General features: G+C 61.6%; 16 protein-coding genes. 4 read left to right on the top strand and 12 right to left on the bottom strand.

The genetic code is table 11. The annotated features are described in order from the left end of the window. Nucleotides 1-14: 14 nt before the first annotated feature. The 3 genes from pnp to ypfJ form a co-directional block, all read right to left on the bottom strand. Nucleotides 15-2,135 carry a polyribonucleotide nucleotidyltransferase gene (gene pnp / locus AC097L_RS10125; RefSeq protein ID WP_479586247.1) on the bottom strand — a complete coding sequence of 707 codons (2,121 nt, stop codon included), beginning with the start codon at nt 2,133-2,135 and terminating at the stop codon, nt 15-17. A 218-nt stretch (nt 2,136-2,353) separates the two neighbouring features. Further along, nucleotides 2,354-2,620, bottom strand: a complete 267-nt coding sequence (rpsO, locus tag AC097L_RS10120; RefSeq protein WP_295956943.1) for a 30S ribosomal protein S15 — start codon at nt 2,618-2,620, stop codon at nt 2,354-2,356. Between the two features lie 105 nt (nt 2,621-2,725). Next, nucleotides 2,726-3,610: a KPN_02809 family neutral zinc metallopeptidase gene (gene ypfJ / locus AC097L_RS10115; RefSeq protein WP_479586246.1), complete on the bottom strand. Its 885-nt coding sequence runs from the start codon at nt 3,608-3,610 to the stop codon at nt 2,726-2,728. Between the two features lie 127 nt (nt 3,611-3,737). Here ypfJ and AC097L_RS10110 point away from each other — a divergent pair, with 127 nt between their 5' ends. After that, nucleotides 3,738-4,949: an adenylate/guanylate cyclase domain-containing protein gene (locus AC097L_RS10110; protein WP_479586245.1), complete on the top strand. Its 1,212-nt coding sequence runs from the start codon at nt 3,738-3,740 to the stop codon at nt 4,947-4,949. A 26-nt stretch (nt 4,950-4,975) separates the two neighbouring features. On the opposite strand, the gene AC097L_RS10105 is transcribed toward AC097L_RS10110, so the two are convergent. The 8 genes from AC097L_RS10105 to guaD all read right to left on the bottom strand — a co-directional run bounded on the left by AC097L_RS10105 (nt 4,976) and on the right by guaD (nt 14,380). Then, nucleotides 4,976-5,791 carry a M55 family metallopeptidase gene (locus AC097L_RS10105; protein WP_479586244.1) on the bottom strand — a complete coding sequence of 272 codons (816 nt, stop codon included), beginning with the start codon at nt 5,789-5,791 and terminating at the stop codon, nt 4,976-4,978. Between the two features lie 253 nt (nt 5,792-6,044). Further along, on the bottom strand, nt 6,045-6,905 hold the full coding sequence (gsiD, locus tag AC097L_RS10100; RefSeq protein WP_479586243.1) for a glutathione ABC transporter permease GsiD: 861 nt from the start codon (nt 6,903-6,905) through the stop codon (nt 6,045-6,047). 41 nt (nt 6,906-6,946) lie between these two features. Further along, a complete protein-coding gene (gene gsiC / locus AC097L_RS10095) occupies nt 6,947-7,867 on the bottom strand; it encodes a glutathione ABC transporter permease GsiC (protein WP_479586242.1) in 921 nt (306 codons plus the stop codon). A gap of 159 nt (nt 7,868-8,026) precedes the next feature. Then, entirely contained in the window at nt 8,027-9,562 is a 1,536-nt protein-coding gene (gsiB, locus tag AC097L_RS10090) for a glutathione ABC transporter substrate-binding protein GsiB (RefSeq protein ID WP_479586241.1), read from the bottom strand. Nucleotides 9,563-9,610: 48 nt separating this feature from the next. Then, complete coding sequence (locus tag AC097L_RS10085) at nt 9,611-11,476, bottom strand: dipeptide ABC transporter ATP-binding protein (protein WP_479586240.1); 1,866 nt, start codon at nt 11,474-11,476, stop codon at nt 9,611-9,613. Continuing rightward, nucleotides 11,473-12,345: a class II glutamine amidotransferase gene (locus AC097L_RS10080; protein ID WP_479586239.1), complete on the bottom strand. Its 873-nt coding sequence runs from the start codon at nt 12,343-12,345 to the stop codon at nt 11,473-11,475. Before AC097L_RS10080 ends, AC097L_RS10085 begins: the two co-directional genes overlap by 4 nt. An 87-nt stretch (nt 12,346-12,432) precedes the next feature. Next, nucleotides 12,433-12,999: a dCTP deaminase gene (gene dcd / locus AC097L_RS10075; RefSeq protein WP_295956959.1), complete on the bottom strand. Its 567-nt coding sequence runs from the start codon at nt 12,997-12,999 to the stop codon at nt 12,433-12,435. A gap of 97 nt (nt 13,000-13,096) precedes the next feature. Continuing rightward, on the bottom strand, nt 13,097-14,380 hold the full coding sequence (guaD, locus tag AC097L_RS10070; RefSeq protein ID WP_479586238.1) for a guanine deaminase: 1,284 nt from the start codon (nt 14,378-14,380) through the stop codon (nt 13,097-13,099). A gap of 49 nt (nt 14,381-14,429) precedes the next feature. On the opposite strand from guaD, the gene AC097L_RS10065 reads away from it, so the two are divergent. Next, nucleotides 14,430-15,188, top strand: a complete 759-nt coding sequence (locus tag AC097L_RS10065; protein ID WP_479586236.1) for a tetratricopeptide repeat protein — start codon at nt 14,430-14,432, stop codon at nt 15,186-15,188. A gap of 1 nt (nt 15,189) precedes the next feature. On the opposite strand, the gene AC097L_RS10060 is transcribed toward AC097L_RS10065, so the two are convergent. Beyond that, nucleotides 15,190-16,200, bottom strand: coding sequence for an AraC family transcriptional regulator (locus AC097L_RS10060; protein WP_479586234.1), 1,011 nt, complete (start codon nt 16,198-16,200; stop codon nt 15,190-15,192). Between the two features lie 94 nt (nt 16,201-16,294). On the opposite strand from AC097L_RS10060, the gene AC097L_RS10055 reads away from it, so the two are divergent. Both AC097L_RS10055 and AC097L_RS10050 read left to right on the top strand, forming a co-directional pair. Continuing rightward, nucleotides 16,295-17,491, top strand: coding sequence for an isovaleryl-CoA dehydrogenase (locus AC097L_RS10055; protein ID WP_479586232.1), 1,197 nt, complete (start codon nt 16,295-16,297; stop codon nt 17,489-17,491). An 11-nt stretch (nt 17,492-17,502) separates the two neighbouring features. Next, entirely contained in the window at nt 17,503-19,110 is a 1,608-nt protein-coding gene (locus tag AC097L_RS10050) for a carboxyl transferase domain-containing protein (protein WP_479586230.1), read from the top strand. Nucleotides 19,111-19,112 lie beyond the last annotated feature (2 nt).

The following is a 19,112-nucleotide window of genomic DNA, read 5'->3' as shown; positions in this document are numbered from 1 at the left end:
GCTGAACGCTGAATTTAGCGCTGGGCTTCCGGGTTGTAAGCTGGGCGGTCCAGCAAGGCCTTCATAGACAATTTGATACGGCCTTTTTCATCCGTCTCCATGACCTTGACCTTAACGATCTGGCCTTCGGACAGGTAGTCGGTGACCTTTTCGACACGCTCGTGGGCGATCTGGCTGATGTGCAGCAAACCGTCCTTGCCGGGCAGCAGGTTGACCAGTGCACCGAAGTCCAGAATCTTGGTAATGGCGCCTTCGTAGACCTTGCCGATTTCAACTTCTGCGGTGATCTGCTCGATACGGCGCTTGGCTTCTTCGGCCTTGGCGGGGTCACTCGAAGCGATGGTGATGGTGCCATCTTCTTCGATGTTGATCTGCGTGCCGGTTTCTTCGGTCAGCGCACGGATGACCGCGCCGCCCTTGCCAATCACGTCACGGATTTTGTCCGGATTGATCTTCATGGTGAACAGGCGGGGCGCGAAGGTAGACACTTCTGTCTTGGCTTCAGACATGGCTTCCATCATCTTGTCGAGGATGTGCAAGCGGGCTTCCTTGGCCTGGGCCAGGGCAACCTGCATGATCTCTTTGGTGATGCCCTGGATTTTGATGTCCATTTGCAACGCGGTAATACCGTTGGTGGTACCGGCTACCTTGAAGTCCATGTCACCCAGGTGGTCTTCATCACCCAGGATGTCGGTGAGCACGGCGAAGCGGCTGCCGTCTTTGATCAGGCCCATGGCGATACCCGCCACGTGGGCTTTCATAGGCACCCCAGCGTCCATCAGCGACAGGCAGCCGCCACAAACCGAAGCCATCGACGACGAACCATTCGATTCGGTGATTTCCGACACCACACGCATGGTGTAGGGGAAATCTTCCTTGCTAGGCAAAACAGCGACCAGTGCGCGCTTGGCCAGACGGCCGTGGCCGATTTCGCGGCGCTTGGGCGTGCCCACGCGGCCGGTTTCGCCGGTGGCGAACGGAGGCATGTTGTAGTGCAGCATGAAGCGGTCTTCGTACTCGCCAGCCAACGCGTCAATGCGCTGGGCATCGCGCTCGGTGCCCAGGGTGGTGACCACTAAAGCCTGGGTCTCGCCGCGGGTGAACAGGGCTGAGCCGTGGGTACGGGGCAGCACGCTGTTGCGGATTTCGATGGCGCGCACGGTGCGGGTGTCGCGGCCGTCGATACGGGGCTCACCGGCCAGAATCTGGCTGCGCACGATCTTGGCTTCGATGTCAAACAGCATGCCTTCGACCGCTACAGGGTCGAATTCCACACCTTCGGCCTTCAGGCCAGCCTTCACCCAGGTGTAAGCTTCACGGGTGGCATGCGTACGCGCTTGCTTGTTGCGGTTCTGGTAGGCGGCAACCAGCTTTTCTTCGGCCAGAGCCACCACTTTGGCGATCAGCACTTCGTCTTTGGCGGGTGCAGTCCAGTCCCACAAGGGCTTGCCAGCATCACGCACCAGTTCATGGATGGCGTTGATCGCAATCACGCCCTGCTCGTGGCCAAACATGACACCACCCAGCATGATTTCTTCGGAAAGTTGCTGGGCTTCCGACTCCACCATCAGCACGGCGGTTTCGGTACCGGCCACTACCAAGTCCATGATGGAGTCTTTGCGGGCGGTCTGGCCAGGGTTCAACACGTATTCGCCGTTGACGTAACCCACGCGGGCTGCACCGATGGGGCCGCTGAAGGGAATGCCGCTGACCGACAAGGCGGCGCTGGTGGCGATCAGGGCGGCGATGTCGGCATCGACTTCAGGGTTCAGCGACAGGGTGTGGATAACCACATGCACTTCGTTGAAGAAACCTTCGGGAAACAGCGGACGGATCGGGCGGTCGATCAAACGGCTGGTCAGGGTTTCAAATTCACTGGGACGGCCTTCGCGCTTGAAAAAGCTGCCGGGGATCTTGCCCGCAGCGTAGGTTTTTTCCAGGTAATCGACAGTCAGCGGGAAAAAGTCCTGGCCGGGCTTGCCGACGGTTTTGGCAACTACAGTGGCTAGCACCACGGTGCCGTCCATATCCAACAGCACTGCGCCGGTGGATTGGCGGGCCATTTCGCCGGTTTCCATGGTGACGGTGTTGGCACCCCACTGGAAGGTCTTGCTTACTTTATTGAACATAGTCATTTGGGGTCTCCTGAGAGGGTTTGCAGTCCGGATTAATCACGGTGGGACTGGCGAGGAACAAAGAGGGTTCGGCCATACGATGCCATTCCATAAATCATCCTTGGGTGGCTTATGGAATGACACAGCGCGTACGGGGTAAATCGCCTCTCAACGGGAAAACAAACAAAAACGCCTGAGCTAGTGAACTAACTCAGGCGCTTGTGCATTGGGAACTGGGATTACTTACGCAGGCCGAGTTTCGCGATCAGAGCGACATAACGCTCGTGGTCCTTGGAGTTCAGGTAGTCCAACAGCTTGCGGCGACGGCTCACCATACGCAGCAGACCGCGGCGACCGTGGTGGTCTTTGGCATGCAGCTTGAAGTGGGGGGTGAGTTCATTGATACGGGCGGTCAGCAGTGCAACTTGCACTTCTGGGCTGCCGGTGTCGGTGGCGCTGCGCGCGTTGTCCTTGACGACTTCGGCCTTGATAGAGGATGCGATCATGTGTTTATCCGTTAAATATGACTTGCGTTGGCAGGGGAAATACCCACCAACGTGCGCTTTGCAATGTGCAAAGCCTTGAAATTATAGCCCGGAACGGCGCGGAGCTCAGAGTTGGCGTGCGCTGAAGGTGTCGCACGACTTGACCACGCCGGTCTGGTAGCCCATGTTGAACCAGCGTTGGCGCTGGGCGCTGGTGCCGTGGGTGAAGCTGTCAGGCACCACTTCCCCGCCACTGGCACGTTGTAAAGCGTCGTCGCCAATTTTGGCGGCGGCATTCATGGCCGACTCGATATCGCCGCTTTCCAAAATTTTGCGGGCATCTTGCGCATGGTGGGCCCACAGACCCGCAAAACAGTCGGCCTGCAGCTCCAGGCGCACGCTCAGAGCGTTGGACTGGGCTTTGCTGGCGCGGCTGCGCATGGCATCGACTTTCTCGCTGATACCCATCAGGTTTTGCACGTGGTGGCCGACTTCATGGGCAATCACATAGGCTTGGGCAAACTCACCTGGGGCACCCAACTGGTTTTTAAGGGTCTCATAAAAACCCAGGTCGATATAGACCTTCTGATCACCCGGGCAGTAAAACGGCCCCATTGCCGCCTGGCCTTGGCCACAAGCCGTACGGGTAGCGCCGCGAAACAGCACCAGGGTCGGATCTTTGTAGGTACCACCGGCTTTGGCGAACACATCCTTCCAGACGTCTTCGGTATCGGCCAGCACGGTAGACACAAACTTGGCCAGTTGGTCGTCTTTAGGCGGCCGGTGCGCAGGTGCCTGCTGTTGCTGAACCTGGGGTGCGCTGCCGCCGCTCATCAGGCTGATGATGGTCATAGGGTTGATACCAAATATCCAGCCGCCCACCAAAGCGATCACGATGGTGCCGATGCCAATGCTGCGCCCGCCCATGATGCCGCCACCCGACGACCCGCCGCCGTCGCCATCCCGCCGGTCTTCCACATTGCTGGATTCGCGATTGCCTTCCCATTTCATAGCCACACTCCCAATGATTTAGACCGGCATGGTACAGCGCCGATGAAGGTCTATGCGGTGTACGATTCCGGTACACCGCCAGGCGAGCGTGTAGTACGTTTAGACCGCAGGCCTTGGGAGACACTGTATGAAAATGTTGGGCTTCGCCGAAAAACCCACCGTGCTGGTGGTGGACGACACTGCCGACAACCTCACCCTGATGGCAGCGCTGCTCAAGGACACCTACCGCGTCAAGGTGGCCAACCATGGCGAAAAAGGGCTGGCGGTGGCCGCCTCCAGCACGCCGCCGGATCTGATTCTGCTCGACATCATGATGCCGCAGATCGACGGCTACGAGGTCTGCCGTCGCCTCAAAGCCAATCCGGCCACACGCGACATTCCGGTCATCTTTCTAACGGCCAAGTCCGATAACGAGGCCGAAGAAAAAGGCTTTGAGCTGGGTGCGGTGGACTACATCACCAAGCCGATTTGCCCCCCCATCCTGCTGGCCCGGGTACACAACCACATTGCCCTGAATGTGCGTACGGCCATGCTGCATTCGCTATCTAACAAACTGTCACGCTACCTGTCGCCACAAGTCTACAAAACCATTTTTGAGAGCGACCAAGACGTGTCTATCCAGGCGGTGCGCAAGAAGCTGACCATTTTCTTCTCGGACATCAAGGACTTCACCAAGACTGCGGAAGGCATGCAGCCCGAGGATTTGACCTACTTTTTGAACAGCTATTTCTCGGAAATGTCAAAGATTGCGCTGGAATTTGGCGCCACCATCGACAAATTTGTAGGCGATGCCATTCTGGTGTTTTTTGGCGATCCCGAGACCCGCGGCGTACAGGAAGATGCCTTGCAGTGCGTGCGCATGGCCGTCGCGATGCAGCGGCGCATGCACGCCCTGCGCGAAATCTGGCGCGACAAGGGTGACCGCCAGCCTTTCCAGATCCGTATCGGCATCAACACCGGGTTTTGCCACGTGGGCAACTTTGGCAGCGACCAGCGCATGGACTACACCGTGATCGGCAGCGAAGTGAACCTGGCCGCCCGGCTGGAGCAAAACGGCGAACCCGACGGCATCATCATGTCGTACGAAACCTACGCGCTGGTAAAAGACGAATTTGATGCCCACGAGCGCGAGCCCCTGATGGCCAAGGGCGTGTCGCGAGAGATCCGCTGTTTTGTGCTGCGCGACATACACGCGCCCGATGCCGCAGCCGCCGCCCTCAACCAGCGCTACCCCGGCCTGCGCCTGTCGGTAGACCTGGACAAGCTCAGCGTGGAGGGCCGGGAACGCGCCGTCAACGACCTGCAAAAGGTCATCGACAGCATCAAAGCCCAGCCATAGCCAAACTTAGCCAGGCTGATCCAGGCTCAGCGCAGCATCGCGGACATGGCCGACAGACTGTTCAACGTGCGCACCACGTCCTGCACCGACTGGCCGGTAAAGCCCAGTGTCACGCCGTCCAGCCGCTCCACGCCAGGCAGGATGGCAAACAGATCGGCCAGGCCCGGGCTCTGGGTCTGCAAACGGCAGTGGGCAGGCACCAGCGTACGGCGCATAACGGGCAGAGGTGCTGTCAGCACCGCCCGCGCAGCCGCTTCGATAGCCGCACAGGCCGCACCCGGCGACAGCGACACCCCACTGGCATGGCCCTGCGCGGTCTTGGTGACCACAAAGCGCGCCTTGGGAAACAGCGGTGCGGTCTCAAACTGAAACACATCGTCCCCACTGGCCAGCAACACCGGCACGCCCAGTTCGGCCGCTAGCGCGCCGTATAGCCCGGCCTCGCCCAGTTCCTGATCGTTGAGCCAGACCCGGGCAAACGCAAAGCTGTTGATGGTGTGGGCCAGCACACCGCGGCTTTGGGAGCGCGCGTGGTAGCCCACCATGAACACGCCATCAACGCCCTGCTCCAGCCCGCCCACCATACCCAAAACGCGTGGCTTGCCCAGCACCGCCTCGGCGCGGGGGTCCAGCACATCGGGCAGCAGGTTGCGAAAGCCGCCATGCGAATCGTTCACCAGCACGCGGGTCGCGCCACCGTCGAAAGCGCCACGGATCGCCGCATTCGCCTCGGCCGTCATCAGCCGGCGTGCGCGTTCGTACTCGGGGTTACCGGCACGGGTCTGCTCAGCATGGAACACCCCGGCCACGCCTTCTATGTCTACCGAAATCAAAATTCTCATGGAGTGCAAAGTCCTGTGCTGGAAACCCATCAGCACCCGCCAGCGGATGCTATTAAATAAATAGCTACTCGCGCTTATGAAATATGCGCTAACAGCCTAAAAAGTATAAATTTATCCCAATGGCAGCGCTTCCAAGGATTCCGTGGAACTGGCTTTGCCAGGCCACTGGAATCGCCCCCTGCGTGTCGCATCGGTTTTTGCAAACCGATGCGAGGGGGGTTCGCGCAGCGTAGCGCAGCCGGGAGGTATTGCGCTAGCTATCTAGTTTGGGGTCCAGCGCATCGCGCAGGCCGTCGCCTAGCAGGTTGAATGCCAACACGGTGAAAAAGATGGCCAGGCTGGGGAACAGCGCGATGTGCGGCGCGCTCATCATGTCGGCACGGGCTTCGTTCAGCATCGCACCCCATTCGGGGGTCGGCGGCTGCGCGCCCAGACCCAGAAAGGACAGGCTGGCAGCGGTGATGATGGAGGTACCTATACGCATGGTGAAGTACACCACCACCGACGAGATCGTGGCCGGAAAGATGTGCCGGGTGATGATGGTCCAATCGGACGCGCCGATGGAGCGCACGGCTTCGATGTAGGTGAGGTTCTTCACCACCAGGGTGTTGCCGCGAACCAGCCGCGCAAAAGCGGGCACGCTGAACACCGCCACCGCAAAAATCACGTTGACCATACCGTTGCCCAGAATGGCCACGATGCCGATAGCCAGCAAAATGCCGGGAAAGGCGAACAGCACGTCCGAAATGCGCATCACGATGCGGTCCCACCAGCCTTCGTAATAGCCAGCCAGCAGGCCCAGCGCGGTACCGATCACTGCGCCCACCGCCACCGAGATAAAGCCCGCGGCCAGTGAGATGCGCGCCCCCATCAGGATGCGACTGAAGATGTCGCGGCCCAGCGAATCCACGCCGAACCAGTGCAGGCGTGAAGGCGTGGCATTCAGTGCGTCGTAATCAAAGAAGTTCTCGGCATCGAAAGGCACCAGCCACGGGGCCACCACCGCCACCACGACCAGCAGCAGCACGAAGAATCCGGCCACCAGGGCGACGTGCTGGCTTTTGAACTTGCGCCAGAACTCGCTCCAGGGCGTGCGCACCTTTTCCATAGTCAAATGAGGCTCTAGCGCAGGTTTTGTATGCATAAGCAGCTACTTTATTTGTAGCGAATGGTGGGGTTGATGACGGCGTACAGCACATCAACTGCCAGGTTGATCAGGATGAATTCCAGCGAAAACAGCAGCACCTCGGCCTGGATCACCGGGAAGTCGCGCATTTCCACCGCATCCACCAGGAGGCGGCCCATGCCCGGCCAGTTGAACACCTTCTCCACCACGATGGAGCCGCCCAGCAAAAAGCCAAACTGTAGGCCCATCATGGTGACCACCGGAATCAGCGCATTGCGCAAGCTGTGCTTGACCACCACCACAAACTCGTTCAGCCCTTTGGCTCGGGCGGTGCGCACGTAGTCTTCTTTCAAGATATCGATGAACGACGAGCGGGTAAACCGCGCCATCACCGCCGCCACGCCCGCGCCCAGGGTGAGCGAGGGCAACACGTAGTGCTTCCAGGTGTCGGCACCTACGGTGGGCAACCAGCCCAACTGCACCGAAAACACCTCCATCAACACCATTCCCAAAGCAAACGAGGGGAAAGAGATGCCGGTGATGGCCAAGGTCATGCCCAGCCGGTCTGGCCATCGGTTGCGCCACACGGCTGACACGGTGCCAATCACCAGGCCCAGCAGCACCGACCAGCCCATCGCCGCCACGGTGAGCCAAAAGGTGGGCATGAAGCGCTCGGCGATCTCGGTGGAGACCGGGCGCTTGCTGCGCAGCGAAGTGCCGAAATCGCCCTGCACCGCGTGGCTGATGAAGCGCCAGAACTGCTCGTGCAATGGACGGTCCAGCCCCAGGTCTTGGCGAATAATTTGCACCGTTTCCGCATCGGCTTCCGGCCCTGCGGCCAGGCGCGCAGGGTCGCCCGGCAGCATGTGTACGAACAAAAACACCAGCCCCGCCACGATCAGCAATGTAGGCAGCAGGCCCAGCAGGCGCTTGAGGATGTAATTAATCAAGGCTCACCCCCAGGCTGCGCCAACCTCCCTCGCATCGGTTTGCAAAAGCCGATGCGACACGCAGGGGGCGATACCAGCGGACCGGCAAAGCCGGTTTCACGGTATCCCTGTTAAAGACAGTCATGACCATCACAGGCGGCTGGCTTGCTGCTGGCATGTCTACTTGAGTTCAATTTCGTCGAAATTGAAGGACGCATCCGGCATCATGTAGAAGCCGGTGAGGTTCTTGCTGCGGGCCGACAGCAGTTGCTCGGTGGCCAGGAAGATCCAGGGCGCGTCTTTCCAGATGCGTTGCTGGGCATCGGCGTAGAGCTTGGTCTTCTCGGCGGTGTCGACAGTCTTCAGCGCCGCCTGGATGTCGGCATCGACGGCATCGTTCTTGTAGTACGCGGTATTGAACGACTTGGGCGGGAAGGATTCCGATGCCAGCAGCGGACGCATGGCCCAGTCGGCCTCGCCGGTGGACGAGGACCAGCCCACGTAGTACATGCGCACCGGCGCAGTGGCTGGGTCTTGCCAGCTCTCTACCTTCTCTACCCGCTGTCCTGCTTCCAAGGCCAACACCTGGGCTTTGATGCCCACCACGCTCAACTGCTGCTGCACGAACTGGATCAGTTTTTGCGCGGTGGTGTAGTTGTAGGCCGACCACAGAGTGGTCTCAAAGCCGTTCGGATAACCTGCTTCTTTCAACAGCTCACGCGCTTTGAGGGGGTTGTAGGGCCAGGGGCCAAGCTTGGTGGAAAACGCCACATCTTTGGGCACCACACCTTCGGCCGGAATCGCATACCCACCAAACACAACCTTCACCAGCGCTTCTTTGTTGATGGCGTAGTTCAGGGCTTCGCGTACCTTGGGGTTATCGAAAGGCTTTTGCTGGGTATTCAGCGAAATATAACGGTGCACGATGCTGGGGGCAGCGGTGATTTCTAAGTTGGGCTTGGTCTTGAGCAACTCGGCTTGCTCGTAGGGCAGCGGATAGGTGAAGTTGGCCTCGCCGGTCTGCATGATGGCGCTACGCGAGTTGTTGTCGACCACCGGACGCCAGGTGATGCTGTCCACCTTGGGGTAGCCCTTGCGCCAGTAGCCCGCGAACTTCTCGACCTTCATGTAGTCGGTCTGCTTCCATTCGATGAACTTAAACGGGCCGGTACCCACCGGGTTTTGGGCAATAGCCTTACCGTATTTTTGCAATGCGGCGGGCGAAATGATCACAGCCGAAGGGTGCGCCAGGGTGTTCACGAACGCCGAGAAAGGCTCGGCCAGGGTAAATTTCACCGTATTGGCATCCAGCGCCTCGGTCTTGGCGATGTTCTTGTACAGGGTGTAGCGCTTGAGCTTGTTCTCGGGGTTGGTGACGCGGTCGAAGTTGGCCTTGACGGCTTCGGCGTTGAAGTCGGTACCGTCCTGGAACTTGATGCCTTTTTTCAGTTTGAAGGTGTAGCTCAGGCCATCCTTGGCTGCGGTAAAGCTCTCGGCCAGCACCGGTGCCATCTTCATGTTTTTGTCAAAGCCCATCAAGCCTTGGTAGAAGGACTTGGCTACGGCTTGCGACAGGGTGTCGTTCGCGTCATACGGGTCCATCGAGGTGAAGTTGGACTGCACCGCCACCACCACGTCTTTGGCGGCAAAAGCGTGGGGCGCAAACGCGGCGGTCAAGGCCAGCGCGGCAGACAATTTGGTCAAAGCGTGTTTCATGCAAAAGCTCCAGGGTTACAAAAATTTCCGTTGTGCGGAATCGGCAAACTAGTAAATACCACCCACCGCATGGCGTGCTACAAAGTGGCCGGGGCCTACCTCGACCAGCGGGGCCACCTGCGGCAGGTCGTCCAGGGCGCGGATCGGGCTGGGGATGTCGCCGGTCAGCAGTTCGCGCCGGTTGTGGCGGCGTGCCGGGTCGGCCACTGGTACGGCGGCCATCAGGCGGCGGGTGTAGGCGTGCTGCGGGTTCTCGAACACCGCGCGGCGCGGGCCAATTTCGACAATCTGGCCCAGGTACATCACCGCCACCCGGTGGCTGATGCGTTCCACCACCGCCATGTCGTGCGAGATGAATAAAAAGGCAATACCGAATTCGCGCTGCAGGTCCAGCATCAGATTGACGATTTGCGCGCGGATGGACACGTCCAGTGCCGACACGGCCTCGTCGGCAATCACCACCTTGGGGTTCAGCGCCAGGGCACGGGCAATCGCAATCCGCTGGCGCTGACCACCAGAAAATTCATGCGGATAACGCTGTGCAGCACTGGCAGGCAGACCCACGCGGTACAGCAGATCACTGACCCGCTTGCCGGCTTCTGAGCCTTTGGCCACACCATGCACCAGCAGCGGCTCCATGATGGCAAAGCCCACCGTCAAACGCGGGTCCAGCGAGGCAAACGGGTCTTGGAAAATAAACTGCACATCACGGCGCAGGCTTTGCAGCGCCCGCCCGGCCAGCGGCGCAATCGCCCGCCCCGCCACATCCACCGAACCCGACTCAAACTGCACCAGCCGCGCCAGGGAGCGCCCGGTGGTGGACTTGCCACAGCCCGACTCGCCCACCAACGCCAGCGTCTCACCCGGCTGTAAGCTGAAACTGACCTGCTCCACCGCGCAAACCTGGCGGGTGATGCGGCCCAACAGCCCGGTGCGTACCGGGAAACGGGTGGTGAGGTTCTGCACCTTGAGCACGGGCAGCATGGTGTGCTTGACGGTATCACGCACCGGCCAAGCCACGCTGTCCGACGGATTGGCCGCGTCCAGCAGCGGAAATTTGGCCGGACTGTCGGTACCCCGCATGGCCCCCAGCGTGGGTACGGCCGCCAGCAGCGCCTGGGTATACGCGTGCTGCGGGGCGGCAAACAGCCGGGCGCAGTCGTCTTCTTCGACCTTGTCGCCGCGCAGCATCACCAGCACACGGTCGGCCATCTCAGCCACCACGCCCATGTCGTGGGTGATAAAGACCACGCCCATCTGCATCTCGTCTTGCAGCAGCCGAATCAGCGACAGCACCTGGGCCTGGATGGTTACGTCCAGCGCCGTGGTGGGCTCGTCGGCAATCAGCAAACGGGGTTTGCAGGCCAAGGCCATGGCAATCATCACCCGCTGGCGCATGCCGCCAGACAGCTGGTGCGGAAAGCGGCCTAGCACATTCTTGGCCTCGGGGATGCGCACCAGGTCCAGCATGCGCAGGGCCTCGGCCAGGGCAGCGGCGCGGCCCAGATGCTGGTGCAGGCGGATGGATTCGGCAATCTGCTCGCCCACAGTAAACACCGGGTTCAGCGAGGTCATGGGCTCCTGGAACACCATGGCCATTTCAGCCCCGCGGATGCCGCGCATCGTGGCCGGGCTGGCCTGGGCCAGGTCCAGCGTGCTGCCGTCGCGCCGGTGGAACTGCATGCTGCCGCTGGTGATGCGCCCGCCGCCGTTTTCCACCAGCCGCATCAGCGCCAGGGACGATACCGATTTACCCGAGCCAGACTCGCCCACAATCGCCAGCGTTTCGCCCGCGTTGACGTAAAAAGACAGGTCGCGCACGGCATCCACCACGCGCTCCTTGGTTTCAAACCTGACGCTCAGGTTTTGAACATCCAGCACCCGACGGCTGCCCTCCCCCGCGGAATCCCTCACGCGGGCGCTCCCAGGCTGGCGCGCAAGGCGAGCGGCTTGGGCGGCATGGCCCGGGCAGGCTTCACCGGTTTAGTGGGCTTGGGCGGCAAGCTGGTGCTGCTCCAGACCTGGGCACCTTCGACAAACACCTTCAGTTCACCCGGAGCAAAACTGTTCCAGGGTTCATCAGCGGTCAGCGGCTCGGTGGCCACCAGCACCATGCGGTCGGTTTCGCTATTGGCTTGGCGCAAGTCCAGGGTCATGTCACAGTCGATCAAACGGGCGGTCTGGAACGGGTGCTGGCGCGATACCCAGCTCAAATTGGTGGAGCAATGTGCGTACATGGCCTCACCGTTGGACAGCAAAAAGTTGAATGTGCCGTGGCTGGCGATGCGGCGCGACAGTTCGGCCAGCACGGGTGCCACCTGCTTCCAGCTGGGCGGGCAGGCCCCTTTGAACGCGCTGCGCAGCTCTTGCAGCATCCAGCAAAAAGCTTTTTCGCTGTCGGTGGTACCCACCGGCAGGTAGTTGCCGCGCAGGTTGGGGTGGTAATTCTTCAGGTCACCGTTGTGGCAAAACACCCAGTGCTGGCCCAGCCATTCGCGCTGGAACGGGTGGCAATTAGACAGAGTGACCGCGCCCTGGGTGGCCTTGCGGATGTGCGCCAACACCGACTTGGACTTGATCGGGTAGCTGCGGACAAAGTCGGCCAGGGCCGAATCGCTGGCCCGCCCATCGTCGATAAACACCCGGCAACCGGTACGCTCATGAAATGCAATCCCCCAGCCGTCGGCATGTTCGCCGGTCTGCCCACCGCGGGCCGAAAACCCGGTGAACGAGAAGTTGATGCTGGCAGTGCTGTTGCAATTCATGGCGAGCATTTGGCACATGGTGAAGTCTTTTTCCTTAAGGTGTCGCCGAATGTCGCAGCAAGAATCAGGCCCTGGTCACGGTAATGGCGAGTGCAATGGTGACGGCTAGGCTCTGGGCAGGGTCACACCCACCTGGCCTTGGTATTTGCCGCCACGGTCTTTGTAGCTGACCTCGCAGACCTCGTCGCTTTCAAAGAACAGCACCTGGGCGCAACCTTCGCCGGCGTAAATTTTGGCGGGTAGCGGCGTCGTGTTGCTGAATTCCAGGGTGACGTAGCCTTCCCACTCGGGCTCGAACGGGGTCACGTTGACGATGATGCCGCAGCGGGCGTAGGTGCTTTTGCCCAGGCAGATGGTCAGCACATTGCGCGGAATACGGAAGTATTCGACCGTGCGGGCCAGCGCAAAGCTGTTGGGCGGGATGATGCAGCTGTCGCCCGAGAAATCAACAAAGCTTTTTTCGTCGAAGTTCTTGGGATCGACCACGGTGCTATGGATGTTGGTGAAGACCTTGAATTCGGGCGCACAACGGATGTCGTAGCCGTAGCTGCTGGTGCCGTAGCTGATGATTTTGTTGCCGTCGCGCTCGCGGATCTGGCCGGGCTCAAACGGCTCGATCATCCCGGTTTGCTCGGCCATGCGGCGAATCCACTTGTCGCTTTTGATAGTCATTAGGCAGTCTCTGAGGTTGGCCGCGATTGTACCGCGCAGACACCCCATCGCTACCAAAGTAATAGCTATATGCACATGCGTTACATGCGCTAAAGCTCTATTTGGCTTGAGAAATTACCGTACGCTCCACCGCCCGGTCGTCGGCCAGGATGATCAGGCTAAACAGCAGCTCGTCCAGGCTCTGCGCCCGCGCCGTCTTGCGCGCCAGCAAGGGCGTGGCCTGGGGGTTGAGCACCAGGAAGTCGGCCTCGCAGCCCACCGCCAGGTTGCCCACCACGCCGCCCAGGCCCAGCGCCTGCGCTGCGCCCGCTGTGTGCTGCCACCACAGGCTTTGTGGATTCAGCGACAGGCCGGGTTTGGTCTGGCCCTCACGCCCCACGTAGTAGGCCGCACGCATGGTGTGGAAGGGGCTGAAGCTGGTGCCGCCGCCCACATCGCTGGCCAGACCGTAGCCGAAGCCGATGCGGTCTGCGCCCTCATAGTCAAAAAAACCGCTGCCCAGAAACAGGTTGCTGGTCGGGCTGATGGCGGCCACAGTGCCACTGTCGCGCATCAGGGCGCGGTCGGCATCGTCGAAGTGGATGCAGTGGGCGTACACGGCACGCAGGCGCAGCAGGCCAAAGTCTTCGTACACGCTGAGGTAGCTGCGCGCGTCGGGGTAAAGATCACGCACCCAGGCGATCTCGCCCAGGTTTTCGGCCACGTGGGACTGCACCCACACATCGGGATACTTCGCCGCCAGCGCACCCGCGCCGCGTAACTGGGCGGGCGTGCTGGTCGGCACAAAGCGCGGGGTGATGGCGTAGCCCAGGCGGTCCACGCCGTGCCAGCGCTGGATCAGCGCCTCGGTGTCGAGCAGGCTTTGCTCGGTGTCATCGCGCACGCCGTCGGGTGAGTTTTGGTCTTGCAGCACCTTGCCGGTGATCAGGCGCATGTGGTTTCTTTGTGCCTCGGCAAACAAGGCGTTTACCGAAGTTGGGTGCGAGGTGGCAAAGGCCAGCGCCGTGGTCACACCGTTGCGTAATAGCTCCGCTATAAAAAACGCAGCTACTTCCGTAGCATGCGTATGCGCTGCGAACTGTTTTTCTGCGGGAAATGTGTAATTTTCCAGCCAGGGCAGCAGGCCGTCGGCGGGCGAACCGATGATGTCGGTCTGCGGGTAGTGGATGTGCATGTCCACAAAACCCGGCACCAGAATACGGCCCGGCAGGTGTTCGACCGGCAGGCCGGGGTACTGGGCGCTGAGCGTGCGGTACGGCCCAACGGCCTGCACCCGCTGGATACCTGCAGGATCGGGTCCGACCACCAGCAAACCATCTTCGTCATACAGAGCGGAATGGTCGGGAGCAAAACGGAGAATGGAGGCGCGGTAAGCTTTCATAGGTTGATAGCTTACGCATAATTCGGACCATTTCTGACGAACTCTGACCATGACCGCCCTGCCCCCCATCCCCACCAGCGCCGAAGCCCTGGCCCGTGTCAGCCCTGCCGAATGGACCGCCGTACTCGCCGGCCCGGCCGAACAAGCTGCCCCCTGGATCACCGCTGCCGCCACCCTGGGCCGTGCCAACGCCCAAGCCGTACTGGGCCAATGGTATTTAGACGGCCACGGTGTTGAACGCAACCCGGCCCAGGCCCTGCACTGGTTTCTCCAGGCAGCAGAACAAGGCCACGCCATCGGCTCCAACATGGCCGGGCGCTGCCTGGAAAACGGCTGGGGCGCACCCATCGACCTGTTTGCTGCCGTGGCTTGGTACAAAAAAGCCGCCAGCCTGGGCCTGGATGCCGGGCTGTACAACCTGGCCAACCAGCATGCCGAGGGCAAAAGCGTGCCGCAAGACCACGCTGCTGCCTTGCAGCTCTACCGCCAAGCCGCCGACCTGGGCCACGCCAAGTCGATGACCAAGATTGGTCGTTACTACGAGGACGGGCGGGTGGTGGAAAAAGACCTGGAAGCCGCCTTTTTCTGCTACCAGGAAGCCGCGCAGGGCGGCGACTTTCGCGGCCAGTTCAACTATGCGGGCATGCTGGCCGCGCGCGGGCGGCTGCCGGAAGCGCTGCAGTGGCTGGAGAAAGTGCCGCTGACCGCCACCCCGGCGTATCTGCAGAAGGTGGGCGCGGTGCTGCGGGACTCGGGCGTACCCGAATTTACGGCGGTGGGCGTGCGAATGCTGGCCAAAGCCGCCTAAATCAACGCATCTCGCTGGGTGCGTGCCCCGTCCAGGTTTTAAAAGCCCGCGAAAAACTTTTTTCGTTCAGAAAACCCACCGTGTGCGCAATCTGCTTCACCGGCCAGTCGGTGCGGCGCAGCAGGTCCAGCGCGACTTCGCTGCGCACCTCGTCGCGCAGTGCCTGCAACGACGCGCCCTCTAACTGCAGTTGCCGGTGCAGGCTGCGGGTCGACACGCCCAGCGCCATGGCCAGGGCCTCGGCATTGCGCAGCTCACCCGAGCGGGTACGCAGCAGTGCCCGCACGCTTTGCTGCAACAGCCGGTCGTGCCGGTACTGCAGCACCGTCAAAGGCAGCGCCCGCTGCAGCATGGTCTGCAGGGCGGACTCGTCGCGGCGCAGGGCCAGGCCCAGGTAGCGTGCATCGAAGCGAAAGCCCGCCTGCGGCGCGTTGAACACCGCAGGCCCCGGAAAAATCAGCGGATACACCTGCCCATGCGTAGGCTCGGGGAACGGAAACGCCACCCCGCGCAGCGGAATGCGCGAGTCGATGGCCCAGCAGGCGTAGCCGTGCAGGTAGCGCAGGCTGGTGACCAGGCAGAACTCGCGCAGTGCACCAAACACCCGCTGCTCGATCAACGTCACCACAGCCTCATCGCCCTCGATGCGCAGCGCCAGCTCCAGGTCGCCGGTCAGCAAACGGTGGTGGCGGCACCAGCGTTTGATGGCCACCTCCAGGCTGGGCGCACCCAAGGAGGCCCGGCACAGCATGCCGTAACTGCCCCAGGGCAGCTTGCGGGAAAACCAGCCCAGGGCCTCGTCGTCCAGCGCCCGCATGGCGGCATTGCACAGCGTCTCCATTTGCGCTGCCGTGATGCAGGCCTGTGGATCGGCCAAAAGGGCTGGCGTAATTTGTGCAGCCTGCAAAGCCGGGCTGGGGTCTTGGCCGTAGCGATCGTAAGCCAGCAGCACCGCCTGCACAAAGGCGATGGGGGTGGCGGCACGGGGAGGTGTCAACGTGGGTGAGGCCATAGGCAAAGACTAGAGACTTTTGGCACGATTTGCAACTAAATTGGCACACTTTGCCCGCGCGGCACGGCCACACTGGCGCAAAAGGAGACAACCCATGGCCCACCTGCCTTCGCTTTCATTCCACCTTGGCGACACCATAGATATGCTGCGCGACACGGTGCAGAGCTTTGCCGCCGCCGAGATTGCCCCGCGCGCCGCCGCCATCGACCACGACAACCTGTTCCCGGCCGACCTGTGGAAAAAACTGGGCAGCCTGGGCCTGCACGGCATGACGGTGTCGGAAGAATACGGCGGCACCGCAATGGGCTACCTGGCCCACATGGTGGCGATGGAAGAAGTCTCGCGCGCCAGCGCCTCGGTGGGCCTGAGCTACGGCGCGCACTCCAACCTGTGCGTCAACCAGCTGCACCGCAACGGCACAAAAGCCCAAAAAGACCACTACCTGCCCCAACTGGTCAGCGGCGACCACGTGGGAGCCCTGGCCATGAGCGAGCCCAACGCGGGCTCCGATGTGGTCAGCATGCAGCTACGCGCAGATTTAGTTAATGGAGAGCGGGGCGACCGCTATGTGCTTAACGGCTCCAAGATGTGGATCACCAACGGCGGCGATGCCGACACCCTGATCGTCTATGCCAAGACCGACATCCACGCCGGTGCCAAGGGCATGACCGCCTTCATCATCGAGAAAAGCTTCAAAGGCCTGGGCTTTGGCACCAAGCTGGACAAAATGGGCATGCGCGGCTCCAACACCTACCCGGTGTTTTTCGAAGACTGCGAAGTGCCCGCCGAGAACGTGCTGGGCGGCGTGGGCCAGGGTGTCAAAGTGCTGATGTCGGGCCTGGACTATGAACGCACCGTGCTGTGCGGCGGTCCACTAGGCATCATGGCGGCCTGCATGGATGTGGTGCTGCCCTATGTGCACGACCGCAAGCAATTTGGCCAGAGCATTGGCGAATTCCAGCTGATGCAGGGCAAGCTGGCCGACATGTACACCACCTGGCAAGCCTGCCGCGCTTACGGCTACGCGGTGGCAGCCGCTTGCGACCGGGCCCATACCCCTGAACACGCACGCACGCTGCGCAAGGATGCCGCAGGGGCCATCCTGTACCTGGCCGAAAAAGCCACCTGGATGGCAGGCGAGGCTATCCAGATCCTGGGCGGCAACGGCTACATCAACGAATACCCCACACCCCGCCTGTGGCGCGATGCCAAGCTGTATGAAATCGGTGCGGGTACCAGCGAAATCCGCCGCATGCTGATTGGCCGTGAGCTGTTTGCAGAAACCATGTGAGCTAAAGCGCCATGCAAGTCCTGAAATCCCAGCTCCAACCCCGCGACCCGGCTTTCCGTGCCAACGCGGATGCCATGCGCACCCTGGTGCAAGACCTGCGCGAAAAAGCAGCCGTTGCCGCCCTGGGTGGCGGTGAGGTCGCCCGCCAGCGCCACACCTCCCGCGGCAAGCTGCTGCCACGCGACCGCGTAGCCCAGCTGCTCGACGCCGGCACGCCCTTCCTCGAGGTCGGGCAACTCGCGGCCTACGGCATGTACGACGGTGAAGCCCCCGCGGCCGGGCTGATCACCGGCGTGGGCCGGGTGAATGGCGTGGAATGCATGGTGGTGGCCAACGATGCCACCGTCAAAGGCGGCACCTACTATCCGCTGACCGTCAAAAAACACCTGCGCGCGCAAGAAATTGCCATGCAAAACCACCTGCCCTGCATCTACCTGGTGGATTCGGGCGGGGCCTTTTTGCCGCGCCAGGACGAGGTCTTTCCCGACCGGGACCACTTTGGCCGCATCTTCTACAACCAGGCCCAGATGAGCGCCATGGGCATTGCGCAAATCGCCGTGGTGATGGGCTCGTGCACCGCCGGCGGGGCCTACATGCCCGCCATGAGCGATGAAACCATCATCGTGAAAAACCAGGGCACCATCTTCCTGGGCGGCCCGCCGCTGGTGAAAGCCGCCACCGGCGAAGTGGTGACTGCCGAAGACCTGGGCGGGGGCGACGTGCACACCCGCATCTCCGGCGTGGCCGACCACCTGGCCGACAACGACCCGCACGCGCTGCTGATCGCCCGTAACATCGTCGCCAACCTGAACCGGCAAAAGCCCACCACGGTCAAGCTGGAGTCCAGCGAAGAGCCGCTGTACGACCCTGCGGAAATCTACGGCGTGGTGCCGCTGGATGCGCGCAAGCCCTACGACGTGCGCGAAATCATCGCCCGCACCGTGGACGGCTCGCGCTTTGACGAATTCAAGGCCCGCTATGGGCAAACCTTGGTCACCGGCTTTGCCCGGCTGTATGGCATGCCGGTGGGCATCATCGCCAACAACGGCATTTTGTTTGGCGAGTCGGCCCAGAAAGGCGCGCACTTTATCGAGCTGTGCACGCAGCGCGGCATCCCACTGGTGTTCCTGCAAAACATCACCGGCTTCATGATTGGCCGCAAGGTGGAGAACGGCGGCATCGCCAAAGACGGGGCCAAGATGGTCACCGCCGTGGCCACCGCCAATGTGCCCAAAATCACCATGCTGATCGGCGGCAGCTTTGGCGCAGGCAACTACGGCATGTGTGGCCGGGCCTTTTCGCCCCGCTTCCTGTGGATGTGGCCCAACGCGCGCATCAGTGTGATGGGCGGCGAGCAGGCTGCAGGCGTGCTGGCCACCGTGAAGCGCGAAGGCATTGAAGCCAAGGGGGGCCAGTGGTCGAATGAGGACGAAGCCGCTTTCAAAGACCCGATCCGCGCCCAGTACGAGCTGCAAGGCCACCCCTACTACGCCACCGCCCGGCTGTGGGACGACGGTGTGGTGGACCCGGCGCAGACCCGGCGCGTGCTCGGCCTGTCGCTGGCGGCCGCACTGAATGCGCCCATCCAGCCCACGCAGTTTGGCATCTTCCGCATGTGAGG

This window comes from Rhodoferax sp. RT5P35, from assembly GCF_056521385.1.
This window is presented reverse-complemented; position numbering and strand designations above follow the sequence as displayed.